The following is a 27,000-nucleotide window of genomic DNA, read 5'->3' as shown; positions in this document are numbered from 1 at the left end:
TCCTTACTGCACGGTTTCCGGGCGCACATGGCGTGCGGCGAACATCAGCACGCCGGACAAAAAGCACGGCACGGCGCCGAACCACAGGGCAGCGGTCTGCCAGTCGCTGCCGGCGGACAACACTTGCGTCGCGCCGAACCCCGCGACCACCGCACCGATCGGGCCCATGGCATGGATGATCGCGCCGCCGGTGGCGCGGATGCTGGTGGGGAAACTTTCGCTGATAAAAAACAACGCCGCCGAATACGGCCCGATCAGGAAGAACAGGCCCAGGCTGTACAGCCCGACCACCATCGCCATGTTGCTCGGGCCGAACAGCATCCCGGCGAACGACAGCCCGCCGAGCATCCAGCCCAGGCCGATGACATTGCGGCGGCCGATCTTGTCGCCCATCCAGCCGTGGCTGAGGTAACCGCAGTAACCCACCAGGTTCGACAGCACGAGGATGATCAGTGAGTTCTCGAACGAGATGTGGTGAACGCTGACGATCACCGACGTGCCGAGCACGCTGAACACCTGGATCGCCGCCCAGTTGAGCAACAGCGCGGCGCCGATCACCAGGGTGGCGCGGCGGGCCGGGCCTCGGAAGGCGGCTTTGAGGCCGGCTTTGCTGTGCTCGTCGTAGTCCACGCCATAGGTCACGGCAACGTTTTGCGCTTCACTCACCGCGCCGCTTTTACGCAGCTCGCTGATGCGCTGGTGGATCTGGAACTGCGGGCTCTCCTTGAGCTTGCGCGCCATGATCGCAATCACGATGGCCGGGATCGCAGCAAAAATGAAGCACCCCTGCCAGCCGATGATCGGCAGCAACAGCGCGGTCAAACCGGCGGCAATCAGCGCCCCGACCGGCCAGCCGCCCTGCACCAGGCTGTAGATAAACCCGCGACGCTTGGTCAGTCGGGGGTCTTCCGAGGCGCCATACAGCTCGCTCAAATACGTGGCGTTGACGGTTTCCTCGGCATAGCCCAGACCGCCCAACGAACGGATCAGAATCAGCGGCGACTTGCCCCACGCCCCACCGATCGCGGTCAGCGCCGAGCACACTGCGGAACCGGCCACGGTGAAGATGATCCCTTTGCGTCGCCCCAACTTGTCGACAACGGGGCCAATGGCAAACGCCACCACCGCCGTGCCCACCGCCACCCAGGTCGCGATTTCAGCTTGCTCCACCTCGCCCCAGCCGAAGTGCCGGCCGATCTCCGGCAGCAACGTGCCGAACAGGATGAAGTCGTACACCGCAAACACCCAGGCGAAAAACGCGATCCAGGTGGCGAAGCGCACTTCCTGGGACGTCAGTTGCCGGGGTTTCCAGCCAGTCAGGTCAAGCTTGTTGTAGATGGACATGAATCGCGCCTCAAAGGTGGGGGATCAGCTACGCGGTTTGAACCCATCTTGTAGGAGCGAGCTTGCTCGCGAAAATCATCAACGATGACGCGGGCATCCTGGATGCACACGGCGTTCTCAGGTTTTTCGCGAGCAAGCTCGCTCCTACAAGGGCTGGGGATCAGGTACGCGGTTGCCGACGGATAAAGTCATCGGCGATTTCGTCGAAGGTGACGAAGCGCACGCCGGCATGGCTCTGGATGTGTTCGATCAAGCGTTCGAGCATCAGCAGCACTTGCGGGCGGCCGGACACGTCGGGGTGGATGGTCATGGTGAACACCGCGTGTTCGTGTTCGCGGTAGACCCAGTCGAACTGGTCGCGCCACATTTCTTCGAGGTGACGCGGGTTGACGAAGCCGTGGCTGTTGGGCGCCTTTTTGATGAACATCATCGGCGGCAGGTCGTCGAGGTACCAGTTGGCCGGGATCTCCACCAGGTCGGTTTCTTCGCCGCGTACCAGGGGTTTCATCCAGGTGTCGGGGTGCTGGCTGTAGTCGATCTTGGTCCAGCTGTCGCCCTTGCGCACGTAGTAGGGGTGGAAGTCGTTGTGCATCAGGCTGTGGTCGTACTTGATGCCTTTTTTCAGCAGCAGCTCGTTGGTGACCTTGCTGAATTCCCACCACGGTGCGACGTAGCCAGTCGGACGTTTGCCCGTCACTTGGGTGATCAGTTCGATGGACTTGTCGAGCACGATTTCTTCTTGCTCGGCGGTCATCGCGATCGGGTTTTCGTGGCTGTAGCCGTGTACGCCGATTTCGTGACCGGCGTCGGCCACCGCCTTCATCTGCGCGGGAAAAGTTTCCATCGAGTGGCCGGGGATGAACCAGGTGGTGCGCAGGCCGTAGCGCTCGAACAGTTTGAGCAGGCGCGGCGCGCCGATTTCACCGGCGAACAGGCCGCGGGAAATGTCGTCGGGCGAGTCTTCGCCGCCGTAGGAACCGAGCCAGCCGGCGACGGCGTCAACGTCGACGCCGAATGCACAGAGGATGTCTTTAGCCATGGGGGTGTCTCCTTAGATAGTCAGTTGGGATTCGACGGACAGCGCCGCCCGCAACAGGCGTGCGTCTTCCCCCGTCGGGGCGCTGAGCAGCAGCCCGGTGGGCAAGCCCAGGGCGTCGCAGCCGCTGGGCAAGGTGACGCCGGGCATGTCGAGAAAACTGCCGGGCATGGTCAGGCGCAGGGTGGCGAGGTTGGTGCTTGCAAAGCGTTCGTCGTCGACTTCCAGCGCTGCCAGCGCCGGGGCGACATGGGCGACGGTCGGGGTGATCAACAGGGCGCCGTCGAGTTCGTCGACCAGTTGCTGTTGCAGACGGCGACGCGCGTCGATCAGTTGGATCAGGCGGCTGGCCGGCAGCGACCGCGCCGCTTCGAGGCGGCGCCGGACACGCGGATCGAGCCGAGCGGCGTCGGGGCTGTCGAGCAGCGCTTCGTGCAGGGCGAAGGCTTCGAACGCGCCGAGCCAGCCTTGCTGCTGGATCAGTTCCAGGGTGGCCTGGAAGGTGGCGCACGGGCGCACGTCGATCAGCGCGCCGGCGGCGTTGAGTTGCTCGACGGCGCGCAGCAGGTTGTTGCGCACCGCCGGTTGCACGTCATCCAGCAGGCGTTGCTCAAGCACCAGGCGCAGGCCCTTGAGGCTGCGGGCGCGATGGGTTTGCCGGCGGCCGTTGAGCAGGTCGTCGATGGCCAGCACATCACGCACGCTGCGGGTCAGCGGGCCGAGGCTGTCGAGGGTGCGGGCCAGCGGGAACACACCGTCGCGGCTGTAGCGCCGACTGCTGCTGCGGTAACCGACCAGGCCGTTGAAGGCAGCGGGGATGCGGATCGAACCAGCGGTGTCGGTGCCCATGGCGATGGGCACGATGCCAGCGGCGACGGCCACCGCCGAACCGGACGACGAACCGCCGGGAATCCGCGGCTGGTCACGCCCATGGGGGTTGTGCGGCGTGCCGAAATGCGGGTTCAGGCCAAGGCCGGAATAGGCCAGCTCGCTGAGGTTGGTCTTGCCCACGCTGACCATCCCGGCGCGGCACAACAGGCCCACGCTCGGCGCATCGAGCAAGGCGGCGGGCGCGTCGCGGCGGTAGGCGGCGCCGGCGGTGGTGATGCTGCCGGCCACGTCGAACAGGTCTTTCCAGGCCAGGGGCACGCCGTCGAACACACTCAAGGGCTGGCCGGCGCGCCACCGGGCGGCGGCGGCTTCGGCTTCGCGGCGGGCGCGGTCGGCGGTCAGGGTGATAAACACCGCGGCCGCGCGGCTCGCGTGGTCGAGCGCCTGTTCGAGGGCTTGCACCGGGTCGCTACGACCGCTGGCGAAATCCTCGGCCATTGAAGTGGCGTCTGACATCAGGTTGACCCTCATAAAACGTACATATTAATAAAATGTACATTTAATAAAGGCAGCTTTCGTGCCAGTCTGTGTCGATGACTTTTCCCGCGGTTGCGCTTTATCGACCAGAGCGCCGGGCTAGATGGTTTTGTAGGAAGCAAAAAAACCTGGCGCGGACTCTGCAACGCACACCCAAGCCAATAATGTATCTTTTATTAATAAGTACATTTTAGTGCAGAAAAGTAACAGTCCTAGATTCAAGGCCCCAAAAAAGTGCCACCGACGTGGCGCGGAGTGACAGGCGCATCTATGAGAGAATCCCCGGCTTCGTCCTACATACACCAGACCTCTTTACCTCAGAGAACACGATGAAAGCAGTGTCCGCCTCGGCCTCCCGTTACGCGATGATTCACCAGCTTTTGCGTGACGCGATCGTCAACGGCACCGCCCGCCACGGCTTGGTCCTGCTCGAAGCGCCGCTGGCCGAATTGTTCGGCACCAGCCGCGTGCCGGTGCGCAAGGCACTGGACCTGCTGCATGCCGAAGGGTTGATCTGCCGTTTCAACGGGCGCGGTTACCTGATCAACCCCGAGGGCGTGGCCATGGAACCGCTGCGCCTGCCGCTGAGCGCTGCGCACCTGGGCCTGAACGACGAGGACGAGTTGGTGGATACACGGCCGTTGGGCGAGCGGATCGTCGAGGAAATCGGCGCGGCGCTGTCCACCTGCATAGCCTTTGGCCATTATCGCCTGGATGAGCAAGCCGCCGCCGACCACTATGGCGTCAGCCGCGCAGTGGTGCGTGAAGCGCTGATGCGCCTGCGCGACCGTGGCCTGGTGGAAAAAGAGCCCTACTCCCAATGGCTGGCCGGGCCGTTGACGGCGCGGGAAGTCACCGAAGACTACGAACTGCGCGCCTGCCTGGAGCCCGAAGCGCTGCGCCAGAGCGCGCCGAACCTTGACCGCGCGCTGCTCGAAGCCATGTTGCAACGCGTGCTCGACGCCCAGGACAGCCCGCAATGCAGCCTGGAAGCCATCGAGCAGATCGAAGAAGACTTGCACCAACGCTGCCTCGCCGGCCTGCAGAACCGCAAGATCGCCGCGCTGATCCGCCAGGGCCAGAGCCCGATGATCATCAGTCGGATTTTCTATCGCTTGCTGGGGATCGGCGCCGACCCGGCGATGCTCGCCGAACACCGCTTGATCCTTGAATTGTTGCTGCACGGCGCGTTCGATGCGGCGGCGTTGAACCTGCGCGAGCACCTGCAACGGGCGCGGCAGCGGATGTTGCAGCGGTTGAAGGTGTTGTCGGTGTTGCCGGAACAGCCCCTGCCCGCCTACCTGCACAAAATCAGCTGACGGCATGCGGTTAACCTTGTGGGAGCAAGCCCCCTCCCACCTTGACCGAGTCTCTGCAGTAATTTCATGCAATATGTTGCTATCTAGCCCCCGCCATTGAAACCGCCGCTGGCCCGCCCCATCTAACTTGCATACTTCCTGATGCAGGTGCCCCATGAGCGACCAGCAAGATACCCCCGATTACGACGCCAACGAATACGCCGACCCTGAAAACGCCGAGGTTCACTCGTCCAATACCGGCCTGGCCCTGCCTGGGCAGAACCTGCCGGACAAGGTCTACATCATCCCGATTCACAATCGACCGTTCTTCCCGGCGCAAGTGTTGCCGGTGATCGTCAATGAAGAGCCGTGGGCCGAAACCCTGGAGTTGGTGAGCAAATCCGACCATCACTCCCTGGCCCTGTTCTTCATGGACACGCCGCCCGAAGACCCGCGGCATTTCGACACCTCCGCGCTGCCGCTGTACGGCACCCTGGTCAAGGTCCACCACGCCAGCCGCGAAAACGGCAAACTGCAATTCGTCGCCCAGGGCCTGACCCGCGTGCGGATTCGCACCTGGCTCAAGCACCATCGCCCACCGTACCTGGTGGAAGTCGAATACCCGCACCAGCCGACCGAGCCGACCGATGAGGTCAAGGCCTACGGCATGGCGCTGATCAATGCGATCAAGGAACTGCTGCCGCTCAACCCGCTGTACAGCGAAGAGTTGAAGAACTACCTCAACCGCTTCAGCCCCAACGACCCGTCGCCGCTGACCGACTTCGCCGCCGCCCTCACCTCCGCCACCGGCAATGAGTTGCAGGAAGTGCTGGACTGCGTGCCCATGCTCAAACGCATGGAAAAAGTCCTGCCGATGCTGCGCAAGGAAGTTGAAGTCGCGCGCCTGCAAAAAGAACTCTCCGCCGAGGTGAACCGCAAGATCGGCGAGCACCAGCGCGAATTCTTCCTCAAGGAACAGCTCAAGGTCATCCAGCAGGAGCTGGGCCTGACCAAGGACGACCGCAGCGCCGACGTCGAACAGTTCGAACAGCGCCTGGAAGGCAAAGTGCTGCCAGCCCAGGCGCAGAAACGCATCGATGAAGAACTGAACAAACTGTCGATCCTCGAAACCGGTTCGCCGGAATACGCGGTGACGCGCAACTACCTGGACTGGGCAACCTCGGTGCCGTGGGGCGTGTACGGCAAGGACAAGCTCGACCTGAAACATGCGCGCAAGGTCCTGGACAAACACCATGCCGGGCTGGACGACATCAAGAGTCGTATCCTCGAATTCCTCGCGGTGGGCGCTTATAAAGGCGAAGTCGCCGGTTCCATCGTGCTGCTGGTCGGCCCGCCGGGCGTGGGCAAGACCAGCGTGGGTAAATCGATTGCCGAATCCCTCGGGCGGCCGTTCTATCGCTTCAGCGTCGGCGGCATGCGCGACGAGGCCGAGATCAAGGGCCATCGCCGCACCTACATCGGCGCCCTGCCCGGCAAGCTGGTGCAGGCGCTCAAAGATGTGGAAGTGATGAACCCGGTGATCATGCTCGACGAGATCGACAAGATGGGCCAGAGCTTCCAGGGCGACCCGGCTTCGGCGCTGCTGGAAACCCTCGACCCGGAACAGAACGTCGAATTCCTCGACCACTACCTGGACCTGCGCCTGGACCTGTCGAAAGTGCTGTTCGTGTGTACCGCCAACACCCTCGACTCGATCCCCGGCCCCCTGCTGGACCGCATGGAAGTGATTCGCCTGTCGGGCTATATCACCGAAGAGAAAGTCGCCATCGCCAAGCGCCACCTGTGGCCTAAGCAGTTGGAAAAAGCCGGCGTGTCGAAAAACAGCCTGACCATCAGCGACGGCGCCCTGCGCGCATTGATCGACGGCTACGCCCGCGAAGCCGGGGTGCGCCAGTTGGAGAAACAACTGGGCAAGCTGGTACGCAAGGCGGTGGTCAAGCTGCTGGATGAGCCGGACGCGGTGATCAAGATCGGCACCAAGGACCTGGAGAGCTCCCTGGGCATCCCGGTGTTCCGCAACGAACAAGTGCTGTCTGGCGTCGGCGTGATCACCGGCCTGGCCTGGACCAGCATGGGCGGCGCGACCCTGCCGATCGAGGCGACCCGCATCCACACGCTCAACCGCGGCTTCAAGCTCACCGGGCAGTTGGGTGAGGTGATGAAAGAATCCGCTGAAATCGCCTACAGCTACGTCAGCTCCAACCTGAAATCGTTTGGCGGTGATCCGAAGTTCTTCGATGAAGCCTTCGTCCACCTGCACGTCCCCGAAGGCGCCACACCGAAGGACGGCCCCAGCGCCGGCGTGACCATGGCCAGTGCGCTGTTGTCGCTGGCACGCAACCAGCCACCGAAGAAAGGCGTGGCCATGACCGGCGAGCTGACGCTGACCGGGCATGTCCTGCCGATTGGCGGGGTGCGTGAGAAGGTGATCGCGGCGCGGCGCCAGAAGATTCACGAGCTGATCTTGCCGGAGCCGAATCGCGGCAGCTTTGAGGAATTGCCGGAGTATCTGAAGGAAGGGATGACCGTGCACTTCGCCAAGCGCTTTGCGGACGTGGCCAAGGTGCTGTTCTGATCGTCCTTTAGCGCTTGGGCGGGCGTCATCGCGCGCAAGCCCGCTCCCACACTTGACCGAGTACATCCTTTGGAAGGCGGCCAAGATGTGGGAGCGGGCTTGCGCGCGATGGCGTCCGTCGCCGCCCTCTTGTCACACCCTGTCGCATCTTCGGTTATGCTCGCCCTTCGTCGCACATCAACGGAGTCTTCATGACCGCTGCCCGCCTGCTTCTCCCCTTGAGCCTTGCCCTGCTGGCCGCGTGCGCCAGTGCCCCGCAGCAAAACGTCAGCGTGGAAAAACAGAGCGCCTGCCCGCTCCAGCTCAAAAACGGACAAAACCTGATCCTGACCCTGCCAAGCAACCCCACCACCGGCTACCGCTGGGCCATCCAGGATTCCGCCGGCGGCGTGCTGCGCGCCCTGGGGCCCGAGGTCTACAGCAGCACAGAATCCGGCGTGATCGGCGGCGGCGGCCAGTCCACCTGGCGCTTCCAGGCCTTTGCGGCCGGCCAGGGCCGTTTGCGCCTGACCTCCCAGCAACCCTGGGAACCTGAAGCCGAACCGGCCGAGACCTTCGACTGCGCCATCACGGTGAACTGATATGCCATGGCTGATTCTTGCGTTGATGGGCGCCGGCACCTTTATCTACGGCCTGACCGTCCACGCGGCGTTACTGTGCCTGCTGGTCAAACCGTTGCCGGTGCTGGCGCTGCTGGGCTGGCTGCATGATGCGCCGCCGAGCGACTATCGACGCTGGATCAGCCTGGGGCTGATTTTCTCCCTGGTCGGCGATGTGTTGCTGGCGTGGCCGGGCGACTTGTTTATCTTTGGCCTGGGCGCGTTTCTGTGCGCGCACCTGGCGTACCTCAAAGCCTATTTCAGCGACTGCCGACGCTTGGCATGGCTGCCGTTGGTGCTGGCGCTGGGCGTCGGCGCGATGCTGCTGAGCATCCTGATCGCCCATGGCCTCGGCGACTTGCTGATTCCAGTGGTGGTCTACGCCTTGGTGATCAGCGCGATGCTCTGGCGGGCGCTGGCGCGACTGGGCAGCGCGGTGCCCAAGCGTTCGGCGCTACTGGCGGCGGCGGGGGCCGTATCGTTTGTGGTTTCCGACACGCTGATCGGTATCAATCGCTTTGTGCTGAGCTTCGACGCGGCGCCGTATCTGCTGATCGCCACTTACTGGCTCGGCCAATGGGGCATCACCGCCTCGGCGTTCCATCAGACAACCCGCGCATCCAAGGAGCAACTTGGCTAAAATGCCCGCCTTTCCCCCCTCGTCGCCGGAACAACCGTGAGCAAAGAACCCGATCGCCTATTCGCCCAGCCCCTGCCCCAGGTGCCGGACTTCGCCTTTAACGAAGACGTGGTGCGGGTGTTCCCGGACATGATCAAGCGCTCGGTGCCCGGTTATCCGACCATCGTCGAAAACCTCGGCGTGCTCGCCGCGCAGTTCGCCCAGCCCAACAGTGTGCTGTACGACCTGGGGTCCTCCCTCGGCGCGGTCACCCAGGCGTTGCGCCGCCACGTGCGTACCGACGGCTGCCACGTCATCGCGGTGGATAATTCGACGGCGATGGTCGAGCGCTGCCGCGAGTACCTCAATGGCCAGGACTCGATGTTCCAGGAGTTGCTGCCGGTCCAGGTGATCGAGGGCGATATCCTCGCGCTGCAGTTCCAGCCGGCCTCGGTGGTGGCGCTGAACTTCACCCTGCAATTCATCGCCCCCGATCAGCGCCTGGCGTTGCTCGGGCGCATCCGCCAGGCGTTGTTGCCCGGCGGTGCGCTGATCCTCTCGGAAAAGCTGCGCTTCAATGACCTTGAAGAACACGCGCTGCTCACTGACCTGCACATCGCGTTCAAACGCGCCAACGGCTACAGCGAGCTGGAAATCGCCCAGAAGCGCAGCGCCATCGAAAACGTCATGAAGCCCGACAGCCTCGAAGAACACCGCGAACGCCTGCTGGCGGCCGGGTTCTCGAAAGTCGTGCCGTGGTTCCAGTGTCTTAACTTTGCCTCGTTGATTGCCTTGCCATGATTGATCTGTCCCCCCTCGCCCGCCATCTGGTCGGCACTCCCCTGGCCGTGTGGGCCCAGGGCCTGCAAGCGCAACTCGATAGCAAGATGGAAAAGGGGCATGGCGACCTGGAGCGCTGGCAGAGCGCGCTGGATGCATTGCCGAAGATCCAGCCCAGCGAAGTCGATTTGCTCAATGGCCTGACCCTCGACAGCGATTGCGACGACGCCACGCGCGCGCAGATGCACAGCGCATTGATGGGCCTGTGCCCGTGGCGCAAGGGCCCGTTCCACTTGTTCGGCGTGCATGTGGACACCGAATGGCGTTCGGACTGGAAGTGGTCGCGGGTCGCGCCGCACCTGGACCTGAAGGGCAAGCGCATTCTCGATGTAGGCTGCGGCAATGGGTATTACATGTGGCGCATGCTCGGCGCCGGTGCCGACAGTGTGATCGGCGTGGACCCGAACTGGCTGTTCTTCTGCCAGTTCCAGGCGGTGCAACGTTACCTGTCGGCGCCGAACGCCTGGCACCTGCCGTTCCCGTTCGAGGACTTGCCGGCGAACCTGGAAGGCTTCGACACTGTGTTTTCCATGGGCGTGTTCTACCACCGTCGCTCACCGATCGAGCATTTGCTGGCGCTGAAAGACTGCCTGGTCAAAGGCGGTGAACTGGTGCTGGAAACGCTGGTGATCGAAGGCGATCAGCAACAGGTGCTGGTGCCGGAAGACCGCTACGCGCAGATGCGCAACGTATGGTTCCTGCCATCGGTGCCAGCGTTGATGCTGTGGCTGCGCCGGGCCGGGTTCAGTGAGGTGCGCTGTGTGGATGTGAGTGTGACCACGGTGGAGGAACAGCGGGGGACGGAGTGGATGAAGTATCAGTCGCTGAGTGACTTCCTCGACCCGGACGATCACAGCAAGACCATCGAAGGGCTGCCGGCGCCGATGCGGGCGGTGATCATCGCCAGGAAGTGACCCCAATCTCCCTGAAAAAATGGAGATCAAAAATGTGGGAGGGGGCTTGCCCCCGATGGCGGTGGGTCAGCTATAGATAAGCTGACTGACACACTGCTATCGGGGGCAAGCCCCCTCCCACATTTGGTCATCAGTGTTCTTTAGAGGGCTGGTTTGGCTCTGCGGGCCTTGAAGAACTCGCTCAACACCGCCCCGCATTCCTCGGCCAGTACCCCGCCTTCAAACAGCACCCGATGGTTGAGAAAGCCCTGGGTAAAAAACTGCCCTTGGCTTTGCACAATCCCCGCCTTCGGCTCCAGTGCGCCGTAGACCACCCGCGCAATGCGCGAATGCACGATCAGGCCCGCGCACATGCTGCACGGTTCCAGCGTCACATACAGCGTGCTGCCGGGCAGGCGATAGTTGCTCAGCGCCTGGGCGGCGGCGCGGATGGCGACCATTTCGGCATGGGCGCTGGGGTCGTTGCCGCTGATCGGGCAATTGAAGCCACGGCCGATGATCACACCGTCCTGCACCAGCACCGCGCCCACCGGCACTTCGCCCAACGCCGCGCCCTGTGCCGCCAGGGCCAGGGCTTCGCGCATGAAGTCCTGGTCGCGGCTGCGGTCGATGATCGCCGTGGGGCGAAACTGGCGCATCACGCTACCTCGATGGCGGCCATCAGGCCGGTTTCCATGTGGTCGATCACATGGCAGTGGAACATCCACACGCCCGGGTTATCCGCCACCAGCGCGACGCGGGCACGTTCGTTCTTGCCCAGCAGGTAGGTGTCGGTGAAGTACGGAATCACCGTGTGGCGGTTCGAAGCGATCACCTTGAAGCTCATGCCGTGCAGGTGGATCGGGTGCTGGTATTGGGTCATGTTTTTCAGTTCGAAGATGTAGCTCTTGCCCTTCTCCAGCCTGGCAATCGGGCGGTCGGCGCAGGCCTTGTCGGTGATGTCCCAGGCCTGGCCGTTGATCTGCCACAGGCTCGGCGGTTTGCCGTTGTCGACGTTGACCGACACCGAACCGACCCATTCGAAATTGAAGTTGAGTTTCTCGGCGTTGGCCAGGTCCGGCTCGCTGATCGGATTGGCGGGCAGCGCCGGCGGCCATGCGCTCGGCGCGTCGGCGTTGGCCACCGAACGGAACGTGCCCAGGCGCACCGGGCCGTTGCGGATCGACAATTCTTCGCCCGCCGGCGGGGCCTTGATCGCTAGGCAGAGGCGCATGCCCGGGCCGAGCCAGTATTCCTTGCCCAAGGGGCGCGGCTCGATGGGGTTGCCGTCCAGCGCATAGATCTGCGCGTCGGCGTCGGGAATATTGAGGCGATAGGTCAGCGTGTTGTCGAGGTTGAGCAAGCGCACGCGGGTGATCTGCCCGGCCGGCAAATCGATCACCGCCTGGGCCACGCCATTGATGGTCGACAGGCGCCCGGCCGTACCGCCACGCGCCGCTTCACGGGGCACGCTGAAGGCGACAAAGGCGCCCTCTTCGTCGACGTGCCAGCTTTTCAGGCTGAGGGTGCGTTCGTGCTTGAAACCGGTGGGTTCGCGCTCTTCCACGATCAGCGGGCCGACCAGGCCACGGCCGAGTTCTTCGCTGCTGTTCACATGGGGGTGATACCAGTAGCTGCCGGCGTCGGGCACGCGGAACTTGTAGTCGAAGTATTCGCCGGGCAACACCGGCAATTGCGAGACGTAGGGCACGCCGTCCATTTCCAGCGGCAGGCGGATGCCATGCCAATGGATGGTGGTGGCGACCGGCAGGTGGTTGATGAAACGCACCCGCAGCCATTCGCCCTGGCGCACGCGCAGCTCGGTGCCGGGGGCCGACGGGCCGAACGCCCAGGCTTGGGTCTTGTGCCCCGGTACCAGTTCCACATCGAGGGGCGCGGCGATCAGTTCGTAGTCGTGTCCCGCCTCGGCCTCGGCGACTTTCCCCAGCCAGTAGCGGTAGCCGCCACCGGCACCGACGCCCACTACGGCCAGGCCGGCAAGACCACCCAGGATTTGTCGACGGGAAAAGGATCGGGACACAACAACCTCACGTATCTGCTGCGGGCCGAGGGCCTGCAAAGGGCAGATACGATACACCTGCGACGGCTAAACAGTAAGACTTCGCATTGCCGCATGCCAAAAACACCGAGGACTGATGTGGGAGGGGGCTTGCTCCCGATTGCGGTGGGTCAGCTATAGATGAGTTGACTGACACACCGCTATCGGGGGCAAGCCCCCTCCCACATTGGATCTTCATTGCTTTTAGTGTTTGGCAGCGGCCAGGATCAGGGCCTTCATCTCGGCGACCGCACCTTTGAAACCGACGAACAGCGCATGCGCCACCAGCGCGTGGCCGATGTTCAGCTCGTTGATGCCCTTGATCGCCGCCACGGCTTCGACGTTGTGGTAATGCAGGCCATGGCCGGCGTTGACGATCAGGCCTTCACGCAGACCTTGGGCCACGCCGTCGATAATGCGCTGCAACTCGGCAGCGACTTCGCTCGGCGTGGTCGCATCGGCATAACGCCCGGTGTGCAATTCGATGGCCGGCGCACCGACCCGGTGCGCGGCTTCGATCTGGCGCTCGTCGGCGTCGATGAACAGCGAGACTTCGCTGCCGATCTGCGACAGACGCTCCACCGCAGCCTTGATCCGCGCTTCCTGGCCGGCCACGTCGAGGCCGCCTTCGGTGGTCAGTTCCTGACGGGTCTCCGGCACCAGGCAGATATGCGCCGGGCGGATGCGCTCGGCGAACGCCATCATTTCTTCGGTGACGCCCATTTCGAAGTTCATGCGGGTTTGCAGCACGTCCTTGAGCAGCAGCACGTCGCGCTCCTGGATGTGACGGCGGTCTTCGCGCAGGTGTACGGTGATGCCGTCGGCGCCCGCTTCTTCGGCGTCCAGCGCGGCTTTGACCGGGTCTGGGTAACGGGTGCCCCGGGCCTGGCGCAGCGTGGCGACGTGGTCGATATTGACGCCGAGAAGAATGCGATTGCTGGTGGTCACGGAAGCGCTCCTGAAAAGGGGAAAGAAACGCTGCACAGCATACACGGGGTTGTCAGGGCTTTCGAAACAACTCGCGACTGACCAGCGGCCGCCCGCCCAGATGCACGGCCAGGGCCTGGCGCATCAGGCGCTTGGCGGCGGACAAGGCGCCGGGGGCGCTCCAGTCGGCTTCGCTCATGGCCAGCAGCTCGGTGCCCTGGAACAGGCCGGGTTGCAGCAGGTAAACGCGCTCCAGGCCGGCGTCGACCTGCAGACGATACATGCCGTCGGCGGCAATGGGTTCGCCATGCAGGTCGTTACTCAGTTCGAAGCCATAGCCGAGGTCGTCGAGCAGGCGCCATTCGAACGCGCGCAACAGCGGCTCCAGCGGACGGCCTTCGGCCAGGGCCAGCAGCGTCGCGGCGTAGTGATCGAAGACCGCCGGGTGCGGGTCTTCGGCCGGCAGCAGACGGATCAGTAATTCATTGAGATAGAGGCCACTGAACAGCGCTTCGCCATTGAGCCAGGCAGAGTTGCCGACGCTTTCCAGGCGGCCGACGTTTTTCAGCTCGCCCTTGCCACGAAACTCCACGTCCAGCGCCACGAATGGCCGCGCCAACGTGCCCGCCTTGCCCCGCGCACTGCGCAACACCGCGCGCAGGCGACCTTGGGGCGTGAGGAAGTCCACCAAGGCGCTGGTCTCGCGGTAGGCGCGGCTGTGCAGCACGTAGGCGGGCTGGCTGGGAGGCGGGGTTGAGGACATGGGTTCTCGTTGCTGGAATGCACTAGTGAAAACGACACAAACCTAATGTGGGAGGGGGCTTGCCCCCGATGGCGGTGGCTCAGTCAAAATATTTAGTGACTGACACTCTGCTATCGGGGGCAAGCCCCCTCCCACATTTTTTGCCCTGCGGTGTTCTTACAGGTCGCCGTAACCCAGGGAGCGCAATGCGCGCTCATCATCGGACCAGCCACCCTTCACCTTCACCCACAGGTTCAGCATGATCTTGGAATCAAACAGCAATTCCATGTCCTTGCGCGCTTCGGTGCCGATGCGCTTGATGCGCTCGCCCTTGTCGCCAATGATGATTTTCTTCTGGCCGTCACGTTCGACGAGGATCAGCGCATGGATATGCAGGGTTTTGCCCTGCTGCTTGAACTCTTCGATTTCGACGGTGATCTGGTACGGCAGCTCCGCGCCCATCTGGCGCATGATTTTCTCGCGTACCAGTTCGGCGGCGAGGAAACGGCTGCTGCGGTCGGTGATCTGGTCTTCCGGGAAGAAGTGCTCGTTCTCCGGCAGGTAGCCGGCGATCACACGCTCCAGGGCTTCGAGGTTGTGCCCGTGCTGGGCCGAGATCGGCATGATCTGGGCATTCGGCAGTTGTTCCTGCAGCCAGCTCAGGTGCGGCATCAGCTCGGCTTTGTCTTCGATGCGGTCGGTCTTGTTCAGCGCGACGATCAACGGGCCGGTGACATATTGCACACGTTCGAGAACCATCTGGTCTTCGTCGGTCCACTTGGTGCGGTCGACCACGAAGATTACCACGTCGACGTCTTTCAACGCGGCCGAGGCGGTCTTGTTCATGTAGCGGTTCAGGGCTTTCTCGCCGCCTTTGTGCATGCCCGGGGTGTCGACGTAGACCGCTTGTACGGCGCCTTCGGTCTTGATGCCCAGCATGTTGTGGCGGGTGGTCTGCGGCTTGCGCGAGGTGATCGCAAGCTTCTGGCCGAGGATGTGGTTGAGCAGCGTGGACTTGCCCACGTTGGGACGGCCGACGATGGCGACATAGCCACAGCGTGTTGCGGTTGAATCAGTCATGGCCATTCTCCACGCCCAGGGCAATCAGTGCTGCAGCGGCCGCTACCTGTTCGGCAATACGACGGCTCACACCCTGACCTCGGCTTTTTTCATTCAATAAGGTGATTTCACATTCCACGAAAAAGACGCGGCAATGGGGCTCACCCTGGATATCCACCACTTCGTAGCGTGGCAGTTCGCACCCGCGGGACTGCAGGAATTCCTGCAGGCGGGTCTTGGGATCTTTGTTGGTGTCGACCAGGGTCAGGCTTTCGATCTCGGACGTCAGCCAGGCGGTGACGCGCGCCTTGGCCGCTTCCATGCCCGCATCCAGATAGATGGCGCCGATCAGCGCTTCAAGGGCGTCGGCCAGGATCGACTCGCGACGGAAACCGCCGCTTTTCAACTCACCGGAGCCCAGGCGCAGGTACTCGCCCAGGCCAAAACCACGGGCCAGCACGGCCAGGGTCTCGCCCTTCACCAGCCGCGCACGCAAGCGCGACAACTGGCCTTCACGGGCTTGCGGGAAGCGTTCGAAGAGCGCTTCACCGGCAACGAAATTGAGGATGGCGTCACCGAGGAATTCCAGGCGTTCGTTGTTACGCCCAGCAAAACTGCGGTGTGTGAGGGCAAGGACCATCAGTTCCTGGTCCTTGAAGGTGTAGCCGAGCAGGTGCTCGAGACGGCTTAGAGAAACGCTCACGGTTTACCCATATCTGTTTGGTGGCACCGGCGGCCATCGACGATTGACGCAGTGTTCAAATTCAAATCCTGATTGGTGCTGCATGAGGCCGGAAATTGTCCCAGCCCCAGAAAAGCATTCGGCGCTGTGATCACAGCGCCGTCTGTATTACTTGATCAGCCCGACCCGCGAGAAGTTCGGCAGGTGGCTGAGCTTGGGTTCCGGCCAGCTCATCCAGACCGCGAAGGCCTTGCCGACGATATTCTGGTCGGGAACCATGCCCAGCAGGTCCTTGGGAATGGTGGGATCATCCCAATAGCGGCTGTCGTTGGAGTTGTCGCGGTTGTCGCCCATCATGAAATAGTGCCCGGCCGGCACTTTCCATTCGCCATCGGGCATTGCGCGGTAGCGGCTCATTTCCTTGCGGATTTCGTGCTCCACCGCACCGAGTTTTTCCTGATACAGCTCGGCGCTGCCCAGGGTGTTCGGCTCGGCGCCCAGCAGCTTCTCGGCCACCGACTCGCCGTTGATGAACAGGCGCTTGTCGCTGGTATAGCGAATCACGTCACCTGGCAGGCCGACCACACGCTTGATGTAGTTGACGTTCGGATCGCTCGGGTAGCGGAACACCATCACATCGCCGCGCTGCGGGTCACCGATCTCGATGACTTTCTTGTCGATCACCGGCAAGCGGATCCCGTAGGAAAACTTGTTCACCAGGATGAAGTCGCCCACGTCCAGGGTCGGTTTCATCGACCCCGACGGAATCTGGAACGGCTCCACCAGGAACGAACGCAGTACCAGCACGATGAACAGCACCGGAAAGAACGATTTGCCGTATTCAACCAGCAAAGGCTCTTTGTTCAGCTTCTCGATCACCACGACATCGGGCTGGCTGACGCTGCCCTGATAGGACGCGATAGCCGCCCGCCGACGCGGGGCGAAGAACACCAGATCGAGCAACGCCAGGAGTCCGCAAACGGCAACGGCGATGACCAGCAACAGCGGGAAATTTAGCGACATAGGACCTAACTATCCAACCTGAGCACCGCAAGGAAGGCTTCTTGTGGAATTTCCACGTTGCCCACTTGCTTCATGCGTTTTTTACCGGCCTTTTGCTTCTCAAGCAGCTTGCGCTTACGGCTGACGTCGCCACCGTAGCATTTGGCCAGTACGTTCTTTCTGAGTGCCTTGACGGAAGTCCGCGCAATGATCTGCCCGCCGATGGCGGCCTGGATCGCGACGTCGAACATCTGGCGCGGAATCAGTTCTTTCATCTTCTCGGTCAACTGTCGACCTTTGTAGTGCGCGTTGTCCTTGTGCACGATCAGTGCCAGGGCATCGACCTTGTCGCCGTTGATCAACACATCCAGTTTCACCAGATTAGCCGATTGGTAACGATCGAAATGGTAATCCAGCGAAGCATAGCCGCGACTGGTGGATTTGAGACGGTCGAAGAAGTCCAGGACCACTTCGTTCATCGGCAAATCGTAAGTCACTTGTACCTGGGTCCCGAGGAACAGCATGTCGTGCTGGATGCCGCGCTTCTCGATACACAGGGTAATGACGTTGCCCAGGTGCTCCTGCGGCACAAGAATATTGGCGCGCACGATCGGCTCACGCATGTCTTCGATGGAAGACAGGTCCGGGAGCTTGGACGGGTTGTCGACGTAAATCGTTTCACCGTTTTTCAGCAACAGCTCAAAAATAACGGTTGGCGCGGTGGTGATCAGGTCCAGGTCGTATTCGCGCTCAAGGCGCTCCTGGATGATCTCCATGTGCAGCATGCCGAGGAAGCCGCAACGGAAGCCGAAGCCCAGGGCGTCGGAGCTTTCCGGGGTGTACTGCAACGACGAGTCGTTGAGGGTCAGCTTCTGCAGGGCTTCGCGGAAGTCTTCGAAGTCGTCGGAGCTGACCGGGAACAGGCCGGCGTAGACCTGCGGCTGGATGCGTTTGAAGCCCGGCAGCACGTCGACGTCAGGGGTGCTGCTCAAGGTCAGGGTGTCACCCACCGGCGCGCCGTGGATGTCCTTGATGCCGGCGATGATGAAGCCGACTTCACCGGCTTTCAGATCAACGGTGGCAGTATGCTTCGGGTTGAACACACCGACGCTGTCCACCAGGTGGATCTTGCCGGTGGATTTGACCAGGATCTTGTCGCCTTTCTTCACACGGCCATGGCGCACGCGTACCAGGGAGACAACCCCCAGGTAGTTGTCGAACCAGGAGTCGATGATCAACGCCTGCAGCGGATCTTCGATGTTGCCGGTAGGCGCGGGGATGGTCTTGACCAGGCGCTCGAGCACTTCGTCGACGCCCAGGCCGGTCTTGGCGCTGCACTCGACGGCGTCGGTGGCGTCAATGCCGATGATTTTTTCGATTTCTTCCTTCACGCGGTCCGGATCGGCCTGCGGCAGGTCGATCTTGTTCAGCACCGGCATGACTTCCAGGCCTTGCTCGATGGCGGTGTAGCAGTTGGCCACGGACTGGGCTTCGACGCCCTGCCCCGCGTCCACCACCAGCAGCGCGCCTTCGCAGGCCGCCAGGGAACGGCTGACTTCATAGGTGAAGTCGACGTGGCCGGGGGTGTCGATGAAGTTCAGCTGGTACTTGATACCGTCTTTGGCGGTGTAGTACAGAGTCACGCTGTGGGCCTTGATGGTGATCCCGCGCTCGCGCTCGAGGTCCATGGAGTCCAGTACCTGGGCTTCCATTTCACGCTCGGCAAGGCCGCCGCACATCTGGATGAATCGATCGGCCAGCGTCGACTTGCCATGGTCAATGTGGGCGATGATGGAGAAATTGCGGATATGACTCAAATCACTCACGGATCAACACTCAAAAAGGCTGCAGGCAGACTGCCCGCTGAAAAATAGCCGGGAATTGTACCTGATGCTCGGGCAGGACGTCATCTTTGCTGACCAGAACAAAAATGCCCCGATCTCTCGAACGGGGCATTTTTTGCTCATAAGCGCAGGCTCACCCGGCGCGGCGCAGCAGCCAGAACCCGGCCAGGGCGCAGATCGCGGTCGGCACCAGCACCGCAAACAGCGGCGAGAAGCCGAACACCAGGCTCGACGGGCCAAGCAAATCCTGGGCGATCCGGAACGCGAAGCCCACCAGAACGCCGGTGAAGACCCGCTGACCGAGGGTCACGGAGCGCAACGGGCCGAAGATGAACGAGATCGCCATCAGCACCAGCGCGGCGGTGACCACGGGTTGCAGCACCTTGACCCAGAACGCCAGCCAGTAACGGCCGTTATTCAGGCCCTGATCCTTGAGGTAGTGGATATAACTCCACAAACCGGAGATCGGCAGGGCTTCCGGGATCATGACCACGGTATTGAGCAGTTCCGGCTTCAGGGCGATGTCCCATTGCTCGGTCGGCACACTGATCACTTCCGTGCTGGCCTTGATGCCTTGGCCCACATTGCGGAAGTAAGTGGTGGTGACATCACTCAGCGTCCATTTCTCAGCACTGTACTGCGCGCGCTTGGCGAAACTGGAGGTCAGCATGTGCCGCTCTTTGTCGAACGTGTAGCGCGTCACACCAATCAGCAGGCCGTCGGGCTGCACGGCGTTGATGTGGATGAATTCATCACCCTGACGGTGCCACAGGCCGTGCCTGGCGCTTTGCGCATCGCCCGAACCCTGGGCCAAGGCACGATTGGCCTGGGCAGTGGCTTCGGACGGTGGCGCCACGTACTCGCCGATCAGCACGCTGCACGCCATCAGCAACAGCATCGGTTTCATGACGGCCCAGACGATACGGCCGATGGAAACCCCGGCCGCACGCATGATCGTCAGCTCGCTGTTGCTGGCCAGGCCGCCCAAGCCGATCAGGCAGCCGATCAACCCGGCCATCGGCATCATTTCGTAGAGACGACGCGGGGCGGTCAGCGCCACGAAGCTCAATACGTCCGTCACGGTATAGGTGTCGGTGACGTTGCCCACTTCATCAATGAAGGCGAACAACGACGCCAGCCCGAGAATGATGCCCAACACCGCCAGGATGGCGATCAGTACGCTGCTACCGATGTAGCGATCGAGCTTAGCCACGAGCCAACTCCTTCTGGCCACGACGGCTCTTCATTTTCAGACGTATAGGTTCCCAGTAGAGCAGCCCGAGGCCGATCATCAGGAAGACCCCGTGTACCCACCACAGGCCCAGGGTCGGCGACAGCTTGCCCTTTTCCAGGGAACCACGGGCGGAGATCAGGATGGTCAGGTAGGCCATGTACAGCAGGATCGCCGGCAGCAGCTTGAGGAAGCGGCCCTGGCGCGGGTTGACGCGGGACAGCGGCACGGCCATCAGCGTCACGATGAACACCAGCAACGGCAGGGAAATACGCCATTGCAGCTCGGCGATGGAACGCAGTTCCGGGCTGCCGAAAAGCGACGACGTCGGGAGTGCATCGCGGTCGGTGACTTCTTCGCTGATATCAGGACGAGCCAGCATTACGCCATAAGTGTCGTATTTGATTGCCCGATAATCCGCCAGGCCCGGGCTGCCGTCATAGCGATAGCCATTTTCCAGGATCAGGTAACGGCTGCCGTCGGGGCGAACTTCCTGCCGGCCGCTGTCGGCCACCAGAATCGAAATGCCACGGTCTTTCTGGTTCTGCCCAAGGTTTTTCTGGGAAATGAACACGCCGCCGAGGTTGGCGCGGTCATCGGTCATGGTTTCGGTGTAGGTCACCCGCGTGCCGTCGTTGAGTGCCTGAAAGCGCCCGGGCTCGAGGGTGTCGAACTCAGTCATCGCGTCCTGCTTGTTCAGCAGCAACTGGAACTGCATGGCACCTTGCGGCGCCAGGCTCATGCTCAACCAGGCCACCAGCAGGGCAACACCGGCGGCCGGCACCATGGTCATGGCCAGCAGACGCTGCTGGCTCATGCCGGTGGCCGAAAGCACAGTCATTTCACTTTCAAGGTACAACCGGCCGTAGGCCAGAAGAATGCCGAGGAACAGGCCGAGCGGCAGAATCAGCTGCAGAAAGCCTGGCAGGCGAAAGCCCATGATCAAGAACAGCGAGCCCGGATCCAGGGCGCCAGAAGCCGCCTGGGCAAGGAACTTGACGAAACGACCACTCATGATGATGACCAGCAATACCGCGCTCACGGCACTCAGGGTCAACAGGACTTCGCGGGACAGATAACGGAAGACAATCAAACCAGACACTCCAGGGTTGTCAGGCTAAGGCGGCCAAACAAGCAAGCATAACGAGTCGGCCCGTTTAAACAGGCCGGCTAAAAAGATTGCGCATTATCCTGTGATTGACCGCGCCTGTCACGGAGCTTACTCATGCGCGTACACAAAGCCTGCGGCAAGGGTTGTCAGGCTCCGCCGCCGAGGTTCAAACTGCGGCCTTTGTCGCTGGCGGTTTACACGGCTGCCAGGCTTTAAAAGCCGGAGCACACAGACTCCAGGCTCACAGACCTTTATAAGGGACCCGAACATGGAATTGGTTGTAAAAAGCGTTAGCCCCGAAACGTTGAAAACCGCCACCCTCGTGGTCGCTGTCGGCGAAGGCCGCAAGCTCGGCGTTGCGGCCAAACAACTCGACGAACTGAGCGGCGGCGCCATCAGCGCGGTCCTCAAGCGCGGCGACCTGGCCGGCAAGGTCGGCCAGAGCCTGCTGCTGCAAAGCCTGCCGAACCTGAAGGCCGAGCGCGTATTGCTGGTGGGCGTGGGCAAGGACGCCGAACTCGGCGACCGCCCGTTCCGCAAGATCATCAGCGGCATTCTCACCACCCTCAAGGGCCTGGGCGGCAGCGACGCGACGCTGGCACTCGATGAAATCGTGGTCAAGGGCCGTGACAGCTACGGCAAGACCCGCCTGCTGGCCGAAAGCCTGCTCGACGGCGGCTACATCTTCGACCAGTTCAAGAGCCAGAAAGCCGAACCGCGTGCCTTGAAGAAAGTCACCCTGCTGACCATCAAGGCCGCCCAGGCCGAAGTCGAACGCGCCGTGAGCCACGCCCAGGCCATCGCCGCCGGCATGTCGTTCACCCGCGACCTCGGCAACCTGCCGCCGAACATCTGCCACCCGACCTACCTGGGCGAGCAGGCCAAGGCGCTGGGCAAGGAATTCAAAAGCCTGAAAGTCGAAGTGCTGGATGAGAAGAAGATCAAGGAACTGGGCATGGGCTCGTTCTATGCGGTCGGCCAGGGCAGCGACCAGCCGCCACGCCTGATCGTGATGCAATACAACGGCGGCAAGAAGGCCGAGAAGCCTTACGCCCTGGTCGGTAAAGGCATCACCTTCGACACCGGCGGCATCAGCCTCAAGCCGGGCCTGGGCATGGATGAGATGAAGTACGACATGGGCGGCGCCGCCAGCGTGTTCGGCACCCTGCGCGCGGTGCTGGAGCTCAAGCTGCCGATCAACCTGGTGTGCATCCTGGCCTGCGCCGAGAACATGCCGAGCGGCGGCGCGGCCCGTCCGGGCGATATCGTCACCACCCTGAGCGGCCAGACCGTCGAAATCCTCAACACCGACGCCGAAGGCCGCCTGGTGCTGTGCGATGCGCTGACCTACGCCGAACGCTTCAAGCCACAGGCGGTGATCGACATCGCCACCTTGACCGGTGCCTGCATCGTTGCTCTCGGCTCCCACACTTCGGGTCTGCTGGGCAACAACGACGAGTTGATCGAGCAACTGCTCAGCGCCGGCAAGGCCGCCGACGACCGCGCCTGGCAACTGCCGCTGTTCGATGAGTATCAGGAACAGCTGGACAGCCCGTTCGCCGACATCGCCAACATCGGCGGCCCGAAAGCCGGCACCATCACTGCAGCCTGCTTCCTGTCGCGGTTCGCCAAGAACTTCAACTGGGCGCACCTGGACATCGCCGGCACCGCCTGGACCAGCGGCGGCAAGGACAAGGGCGCTACCGGCCGTCCGGTGCCTCTGCTGACCCAGTACCTGCTGGATCGCGCCAAGGCCTGAAAACCGTGACTCCGGGGCGGCGTTACCGCCGCCTCGGGCTCCAGGAACCGCAATGACCCAAGTTGACTTCTATATACTGCCCAGCGCCGATCCGCTCGCGCGCCTGGACTTTGCCTGCAAACTCACCGAAAAAGCCTGGCGCATGGGCCACCGCATCTACCTGCATTGCAGCGATGCCGCCCAACGCGACGAGCTCGACGCACGCCTGTGGCGCTTCAAGGGCGAAAGTTTCGTGCCCCACGGCCCTGCGGAAAGTGAACCCGACGGCCAGGTGGTCCTGGGCGTAGGCGACAGCTGCGGCGATCACCATGACCTGCTGGTCAACCTCGACCTGAAAGTCCCGGCCTTTGCCAAGGCGTTCGCCCGCGTGGCGGAAGTGGTGGTGGAAGATCCGGCTATTCGTCAGGCCGCGCGGGAGAGTTTCCGTTTCTATCGCGAACAGGGCTATCCTTTGCAGGATCACCGGCTACAACGACTTTGAGTGCATGATGGACACCCCGAACACGCTAAAAAAAGACGACCACCTGTTGGACGACCTGGAGTCGATCCGTCAGTTGCTGGGTGATGACAACCTTCAACCGCCGTTATTGACAGAAACCGTCAATGGCGACGTGCAGATCCCCTTGTTGTTCGACATGGTCGGCGCCAAGCCGGTTGAACCGCTCGAACCGCAACCTGCGCCGGCCCCACCGGTTGTCGAAGCGGCACCCGCTGCCGCGCCTGCCGAAAAAACCCCGGATGCCTTGCTGCTGCACCTGGACAACGAACTGCGCGCCGCCGCGCAACTGATCATGCAAGACGTGATCGACGACTTCGCCCCGCATATCGAAACCGAGATCAAGCGCCGGATGGATGCGCGGATGGAGCGGTTGCTCAGCCAGTACCAGAATTAGCGCCCCTGTAGGAGCGAGCTTGCTCGCGAAAATCGTCAATGATGCCGCGGACATCCTGAATGAACGCGCGGCCCTTCAGGTTTTCGCGAGCAAGCTCGCTCCTACCCCTCGCCCCTATCCCCCGTTATACTTGCCGGCTTTCCTGAATTAATGCCAACTAGGGTCCCGCCGCGCATGGATAAGACCTACCAGCCGCACGCTATTGAAACTTCCTGGTACAAGACCTGGGAGTCCGAGAATTATTTCGCTCCGCAAGGTGCGGGCGATTCCTACACCATCATGATTCCGCCACCGAACGTCACTGGCAGCCTGCACATGGGCCATGGCTTCAACAATGCGATCATGGATGCGTTGATCCGTTTCCGCCGCATGCAGGGCCGCAACACCCTGTGGCAACCGGGCACCGACCACGCCGGTATCGCCACGCAGATGCTGGTGGAGCGCCAACTCGAAGCCACCGGCCAGAACCGTCACGACCTGGGCCGCGAGAAATTCCTGGAGAAAGTCTGGGAATGGAAGGACCAGTCCGGCGGCAACATCAGCCGTCAGATCCGTCGCCTGGGTTCGTCCGTCGACTGGAGCCGCGAGCGCTTCACCATGGACGACGGCCTGTCGGAAGCCGTGAAAGAAGCCTTCGTGCGCCTGCATGAAGACGGCCTGATCTACCGCGGCAAGCGCCTGGTCAACTGGGACACCAAGCTGCACACGGCGATTTCCGACCTCGAAGTGGAAAACCACGACGAGAAAGGCTTCCTGTGGAACCTCAAGTACCCGCTGGCCGACGGCGCCAAGACCGCTGAAGGCCACGACTACCTGATCGTCGCCACCACCCGTCCGGAAACCATGCTCGGCGATGCCGCCGTGGCCGTGAACCCGAACGATGAGCGCTATCAGGCCCTGATCGGCAAGTTCGTCGAGCTGCCGCTTGTCGGCCGCCGCATCCCGATCATCGCCGACGACTACTGCGACCCCGAATTCGGCACCGGCTGCGTGAAAATCACCCCGGCCCACGACTTCAACGACTACGAAGTCGGCAAGCGCCACAACCTGCCGCTGCTGAACATCTTCGACAAGAATGCCGCCGTACTGCCGGCCTGCCAGGTCTTCAATCTGGACGGCACGCTGAACGAGAGCATCGATGGCAAGATCCCGGCCGAATACGTCGGCCTCGACCGTTTCGAAGCACGCAAGCAGATCGTTGCCGCCTTCGACGCCGCCGGCCTGTTGGTCAGCGTCGACGACCACAACCTGAAAGTGCCGAAGGGCGACCGCTCCGGCACCATCATCGAACCGTGGCTGACCGACCAGTGGTACGTGTCTACCAAGCCGCTGGCTGAGCCTGCGATTGCAGCCGTGGAAGATGGCCGCATCCAGTTCGTGCCTAAACAGTATGAAAACATGTACTTCTCGTGGATGCGCGACATCCAGGACTGGTGCATCAGCCGTCAGCTGTGGTGGGGCCACCGCATTCCGGCCTGGTACGACGAGTCGGGCAAGGTCTATGTCGGCCGCGACGAAGCCGAAGTGCGCGCCAAGCACAACCTCGGCCCGGACGTGGCGCTGCAGCAGGACAACGACGTACTGGACACCTGGTTCAGCGCGGGCCTGTGGACCTTCTCCACCCTGGGCTGGCCGCAGCAGACCGAGTTCCTGAAGAAATTCCACTCCACCGACGTGCTGGTCACCGGCTTCGACATCATTTTCTTCTGGGTTGCCCGGATGATCATGCTGACCATGCACCTGGTGAAGAACGAAGACGGCACGCCGCAAGTACCGTTCAAGACCGTGTACGTCCACGGCCTGGTGCGCGATGGCCAGGGCCAGAAGATGTCCAAGTCCAAGGGCAACGTTCTGGACCCCCTGGACATCATCGACGGTATCGACCTGGAAACCCTGGTGCAGAAACGCACCTCGGGCATGATGCAGCCGAAACTGGCGAAGAAGATCGAGAAGCAGACCCGCGACGAGTTCGCCGACGGCATCGCTAGCTACGGCACCGACGCCCTGCGCTTCACCTTCTGCTCGCTGGCGTCCACCGGTCGCGACATCAAGTTCGACATGGGCCGCGTCGAAGGCTATCGCAACTTCTGCAACAAAATCTGGAACGCGGCGCGCTACGTCCTGGATAAAGGCGAAGACTGCGGGCAGAACGGCGAAGAAGTCGAACTGACCCTGGCCGACCGCTGGATCATCTCGCAACTGCAGCGTACCGAAGCCGAAGTGACCCGCCAACTCGACCAGTTCCGTTTCGACCTGGCCGCGCAGGTCTTGTACGAGTTCATCTGGAACCAGTATTGCGACTGGTACCTGGAACTGTCCAAGCCAGTGCTGTGGGACGAAAATGCGCCGGTCGAACGCCAGCGCGGCACCCGTCGCACCCTGGTGCGCGTCCTCGAAGTGGCACTGCGCCTGGCGCACCCATTCATGCCGTTCATCACCGAAGAAATCTGGCAGCGCCTCGCGCCGCTGGCCGGTATCCAAGGCAAGACCATCATGCTGCAACCTTGGCCGGTGGCCAACGAAGCCCGCATCGATGAGGCTGCCGAAAGCGATATCGAATGGCTCAAGACCCTGATGCTCGGCACGCGCAACATCCGCGCCGAGATGAACATCGGCCCGGGCAAGCCACTGGCGGTGTTCGTGAAGAACGCCAGCGCCGAAGACCAGCGTCGTCTCAGCGAGAACGATGCGCTGCTCAAGAAGCTGGCCAAGCTCGAATCGATCACCGTATTGGCGGATGGCACCGAAGCGCCACTGTCGGCGACCGCACTGGTCGGCGACATGGAAGTGCTGGTGCCGATGGCCGGCCTGATCGACAAAGGCGCGGAACTGGCCCGTCTCGACAAGGAAATTGCACGCCTGCAAGGCGAAGTGCAGCGGGTCGGCGGCAAGCTGTCCAACGCGGCATTCGTCGACAAGGCACCGGCTGAAGTAATCGACAAAGAACGCGCCAAACTGGCCGAGGCCGAACAGGCCCTGGGCAAGCTGGCGGAGCAACATGCGCGGATTTCCAGCCTGTAAGGGCTAGCCGTGTGAAAAAAGAGACCTGCGGGTCTCTTTTTTTTCCTTTGCAAACCCGATCAATGTGGGAGGGGGCT

The 27,000-nt window shown here is 62.3% G+C and carries 23 protein-coding genes; 10 read left to right on the top strand and 13 right to left on the bottom strand.

Annotation, left to right across the window (positions count from 1 at the left end; translation table 11 throughout):
- Window positions 1–3 precede the first annotated feature (3 nt).
- The 3 genes from JN756_RS06170 to JN756_RS06155 all read right to left on the bottom strand — a co-directional run bounded on the left by JN756_RS06170 (window position 4) and on the right by JN756_RS06155 (window position 3,727).
- Entirely contained in the window at window positions 4–1,344 is a 1,341-nt protein-coding gene (locus tag JN756_RS06170) for an MFS transporter (protein WP_017844557.1), read from the bottom strand.
- Between the two features lie 160 nt (window positions 1,345–1,504).
- Entirely contained in the window at window positions 1,505–2,383 is an 879-nt protein-coding gene (locus JN756_RS06160) for a polysaccharide deacetylase family protein (RefSeq protein WP_046384579.1), read from the bottom strand.
- Between the two features lie 12 nt (window positions 2,384–2,395).
- Window positions 2,396–3,727 (bottom strand): amidase, encoded by a 1,332-nt coding sequence (locus tag JN756_RS06155; protein WP_201021925.1) that lies wholly within the window; start codon window positions 3,725–3,727, stop codon window positions 2,396–2,398.
- 350 nt (window positions 3,728–4,077) lie between these two features.
- On the opposite strand from JN756_RS06155, the gene JN756_RS06150 reads away from it, so the two are divergent.
- From JN756_RS06150 to cmoB, 6 genes are all read left to right on the top strand, one after another.
- Complete coding sequence (locus tag JN756_RS06150) at window positions 4,078–5,067, top strand: GntR family transcriptional regulator (RefSeq protein WP_046384581.1); 990 nt, start codon at window positions 4,078–4,080, stop codon at window positions 5,065–5,067.
- 154 nt (window positions 5,068–5,221) lie between these two features.
- The gene (lon, locus tag JN756_RS06145) at window positions 5,222–7,642 is read left to right on the top strand and encodes an endopeptidase La (RefSeq protein WP_017844553.1); all 2,421 of its coding nucleotides are present in this window, start codon (window positions 5,222–5,224) and stop codon (window positions 7,640–7,642) included.
- A gap of 191 nt (window positions 7,643–7,833) precedes the next feature.
- Window positions 7,834–8,223: a protease inhibitor I42 family protein gene (locus JN756_RS06140; protein ID WP_017844552.1), complete on the top strand. Its 390-nt coding sequence runs from the start codon at window positions 7,834–7,836 to the stop codon at window positions 8,221–8,223.
- Window position 8,224: 1 nt separating this feature from the next.
- The gene (locus JN756_RS06135) at window positions 8,225–8,881 is read left to right on the top strand and encodes a lysoplasmalogenase (protein ID WP_046384582.1); all 657 of its coding nucleotides are present in this window, start codon (window positions 8,225–8,227) and stop codon (window positions 8,879–8,881) included.
- Between the two features lie 36 nt (window positions 8,882–8,917).
- Window positions 8,918–9,661 carry a carboxy-S-adenosyl-L-methionine synthase CmoA gene (gene cmoA, locus JN756_RS06130; protein WP_017844550.1) on the top strand — a complete coding sequence of 248 codons (744 nt, stop codon included), beginning with the start codon at window positions 8,918–8,920 and terminating at the stop codon, window positions 9,659–9,661.
- Window positions 9,658–10,614, top strand: a complete 957-nt coding sequence (gene cmoB, locus JN756_RS06125) for a tRNA 5-methoxyuridine(34)/uridine 5-oxyacetic acid(34) synthase CmoB (protein WP_046384583.1) — start codon at window positions 9,658–9,660, stop codon at window positions 10,612–10,614. The genes cmoA and cmoB overlap by 4 nt, the downstream gene beginning before the upstream one ends.
- 140 nt (window positions 10,615–10,754) lie before the next feature.
- Here the strand turns inward: cmoB and tadA are convergent, their stop codons facing one another.
- From tadA to lptF, 10 genes are all read right to left on the bottom strand, one after another.
- On the bottom strand, window positions 10,755–11,252 hold the full coding sequence (gene tadA / locus JN756_RS06120; protein WP_046488595.1) for a tRNA adenosine(34) deaminase TadA: 498 nt from the start codon (window positions 11,250–11,252) through the stop codon (window positions 10,755–10,757).
- A complete protein-coding gene (locus JN756_RS06115) occupies window positions 11,252–12,634 on the bottom strand; it encodes a multicopper oxidase family protein (RefSeq protein ID WP_102617542.1) in 1,383 nt (460 codons plus the stop codon). The genes tadA and JN756_RS06115 overlap by 1 nt, the downstream gene beginning before the upstream one ends.
- 222 nt (window positions 12,635–12,856) lie before the next feature.
- Window positions 12,857–13,600 (bottom strand): pyridoxine 5'-phosphate synthase, encoded by a 744-nt coding sequence (gene pdxJ / locus JN756_RS06110; protein WP_017844546.1) that lies wholly within the window; start codon window positions 13,598–13,600, stop codon window positions 12,857–12,859.
- A gap of 52 nt (window positions 13,601–13,652) precedes the next feature.
- Window positions 13,653–14,342: a DNA repair protein RecO gene (gene recO / locus JN756_RS06105; protein WP_017844545.1), complete on the bottom strand. Its 690-nt coding sequence runs from the start codon at window positions 14,340–14,342 to the stop codon at window positions 13,653–13,655.
- Between the two features lie 156 nt (window positions 14,343–14,498).
- The gene (gene era, locus JN756_RS06100; RefSeq protein ID WP_003210432.1) at window positions 14,499–15,401 is read right to left on the bottom strand and encodes a GTPase Era; all 903 of its coding nucleotides are present in this window, start codon (window positions 15,399–15,401) and stop codon (window positions 14,499–14,501) included.
- Window positions 15,394–16,083: a ribonuclease III gene (rnc, locus tag JN756_RS06095; protein WP_046384585.1), complete on the bottom strand. Its 690-nt coding sequence runs from the start codon at window positions 16,081–16,083 to the stop codon at window positions 15,394–15,396. Before rnc ends, era begins: the two co-directional genes overlap by 8 nt.
- A 147-nt stretch (window positions 16,084–16,230) precedes the next feature.
- Window positions 16,231–17,085, bottom strand: a complete 855-nt coding sequence (lepB, locus tag JN756_RS06090; protein ID WP_046384586.1) for a signal peptidase I — start codon at window positions 17,083–17,085, stop codon at window positions 16,231–16,233.
- Between the two features lie 5 nt (window positions 17,086–17,090).
- A complete protein-coding gene (lepA, locus tag JN756_RS06085; protein WP_017844542.1) occupies window positions 17,091–18,890 on the bottom strand; it encodes a translation elongation factor 4 in 1,800 nt (599 codons plus the stop codon).
- 151 nt (window positions 18,891–19,041) lie between these two features.
- Window positions 19,042–20,121: an LPS export ABC transporter permease LptG gene (gene lptG, locus JN756_RS06080; RefSeq protein ID WP_046384587.1), complete on the bottom strand. Its 1,080-nt coding sequence runs from the start codon at window positions 20,119–20,121 to the stop codon at window positions 19,042–19,044.
- The gene (lptF, locus tag JN756_RS06075) at window positions 20,114–21,232 is read right to left on the bottom strand and encodes an LPS export ABC transporter permease LptF (RefSeq protein ID WP_046384588.1); all 1,119 of its coding nucleotides are present in this window, start codon (window positions 21,230–21,232) and stop codon (window positions 20,114–20,116) included. Before lptF ends, lptG begins: the two co-directional genes overlap by 8 nt.
- Before the next feature lie 286 nt (window positions 21,233–21,518).
- On the opposite strand from lptF, the gene JN756_RS06070 reads away from it, so the two are divergent.
- From JN756_RS06070 to JN756_RS06055, 4 genes are all read left to right on the top strand, one after another.
- On the top strand, window positions 21,519–23,009 hold the full coding sequence (locus JN756_RS06070; protein WP_017844539.1) for a leucyl aminopeptidase: 1,491 nt from the start codon (window positions 21,519–21,521) through the stop codon (window positions 23,007–23,009).
- 52 nt (window positions 23,010–23,061) lie between these two features.
- Window positions 23,062–23,490 (top strand): DNA polymerase III subunit chi, encoded by a 429-nt coding sequence (locus JN756_RS06065; protein ID WP_057004309.1) that lies wholly within the window; start codon window positions 23,062–23,064, stop codon window positions 23,488–23,490.
- 7 nt (window positions 23,491–23,497) lie between these two features.
- Window positions 23,498–23,902 (top strand): hypothetical protein, encoded by a 405-nt coding sequence (locus JN756_RS06060; protein ID WP_057004308.1) that lies wholly within the window; start codon window positions 23,498–23,500, stop codon window positions 23,900–23,902.
- A 174-nt stretch (window positions 23,903–24,076) separates the two neighbouring features.
- Window positions 24,077–26,923, top strand: a complete 2,847-nt coding sequence (locus JN756_RS06055; protein ID WP_201021924.1) for a valine--tRNA ligase — start codon at window positions 24,077–24,079, stop codon at window positions 26,921–26,923.
- The last annotated feature ends 77 nt before the right edge of the window (window positions 26,924–27,000 follow it).

Source organism: Pseudomonas sp. Y39-6 (genome assembly GCF_023651955.1).
Taxonomy (GTDB): Bacteria; Pseudomonadota; Gammaproteobacteria; order Pseudomonadales; family Pseudomonadaceae; genus Aquipseudomonas; species Aquipseudomonas veronii.
The sequence above is the reverse complement of the archived record's forward strand: the minus strand, read 5'-3'. Positions and strand labels throughout refer to the sequence as shown.

Coding starts and splice junctions, on each gene's coding strand:
- JN756_RS06065 (WP_057004309.1), top strand. CDS start 23,062: ATGACCCAAGTTGACTTCTATATACTGCCCAGCGCCGATCCGCTCGCG.
- cmoB (WP_046384583.1), top strand. CDS start 9,658: ATGATTGATCTGTCCCCCCTCGCCCGCCATCTGGTCGGCACTCCCCTG.
- tadA (WP_046488595.1), bottom strand. CDS start 11,252: ATGCGCCAGTTTCGCCCCACGGCGATCATCGACCGCAGCCGCGACCAG.
- era (WP_003210432.1), bottom strand. CDS start 15,401: ATGACTGATTCAACCGCAACACGCTGTGGCTATGTCGCCATCGTCGGC.
- JN756_RS06055 (WP_201021924.1), top strand. CDS start 24,077: ATGGATAAGACCTACCAGCCGCACGCTATTGAAACTTCCTGGTACAAG.
- JN756_RS06140 (WP_017844552.1), top strand. CDS start 7,834: ATGACCGCTGCCCGCCTGCTTCTCCCCTTGAGCCTTGCCCTGCTGGCC.
- lon (WP_017844553.1), top strand. CDS start 5,222: ATGAGCGACCAGCAAGATACCCCCGATTACGACGCCAACGAATACGCC.
- JN756_RS06160 (WP_046384579.1), bottom strand. CDS start 2,383: ATGGCTAAAGACATCCTCTGTGCATTCGGCGTCGACGTTGACGCCGTC.
- JN756_RS06060 (WP_057004308.1), top strand. CDS start 23,498: ATGGACACCCCGAACACGCTAAAAAAAGACGACCACCTGTTGGACGAC.
- JN756_RS06150 (WP_046384581.1), top strand. CDS start 4,078: ATGAAAGCAGTGTCCGCCTCGGCCTCCCGTTACGCGATGATTCACCAG.
- JN756_RS06135 (WP_046384582.1), top strand. CDS start 8,225: ATGCCATGGCTGATTCTTGCGTTGATGGGCGCCGGCACCTTTATCTAC.
- lepB (WP_046384586.1), bottom strand. CDS start 17,085: ATGTCGCTAAATTTCCCGCTGTTGCTGGTCATCGCCGTTGCCGTTTGC.
- JN756_RS06070 (WP_017844539.1), top strand. CDS start 21,519: ATGGAATTGGTTGTAAAAAGCGTTAGCCCCGAAACGTTGAAAACCGCC.
- JN756_RS06155 (WP_201021925.1), bottom strand. CDS start 3,727: ATGTCAGACGCCACTTCAATGGCCGAGGATTTCGCCAGCGGTCGTAGC.
- JN756_RS06170 (WP_017844557.1), bottom strand. CDS start 1,344: ATGTCCATCTACAACAAGCTTGACCTGACTGGCTGGAAACCCCGGCAA.
- recO (WP_017844545.1), bottom strand. CDS start 14,342: ATGTCCTCAACCCCGCCTCCCAGCCAGCCCGCCTACGTGCTGCACAGC.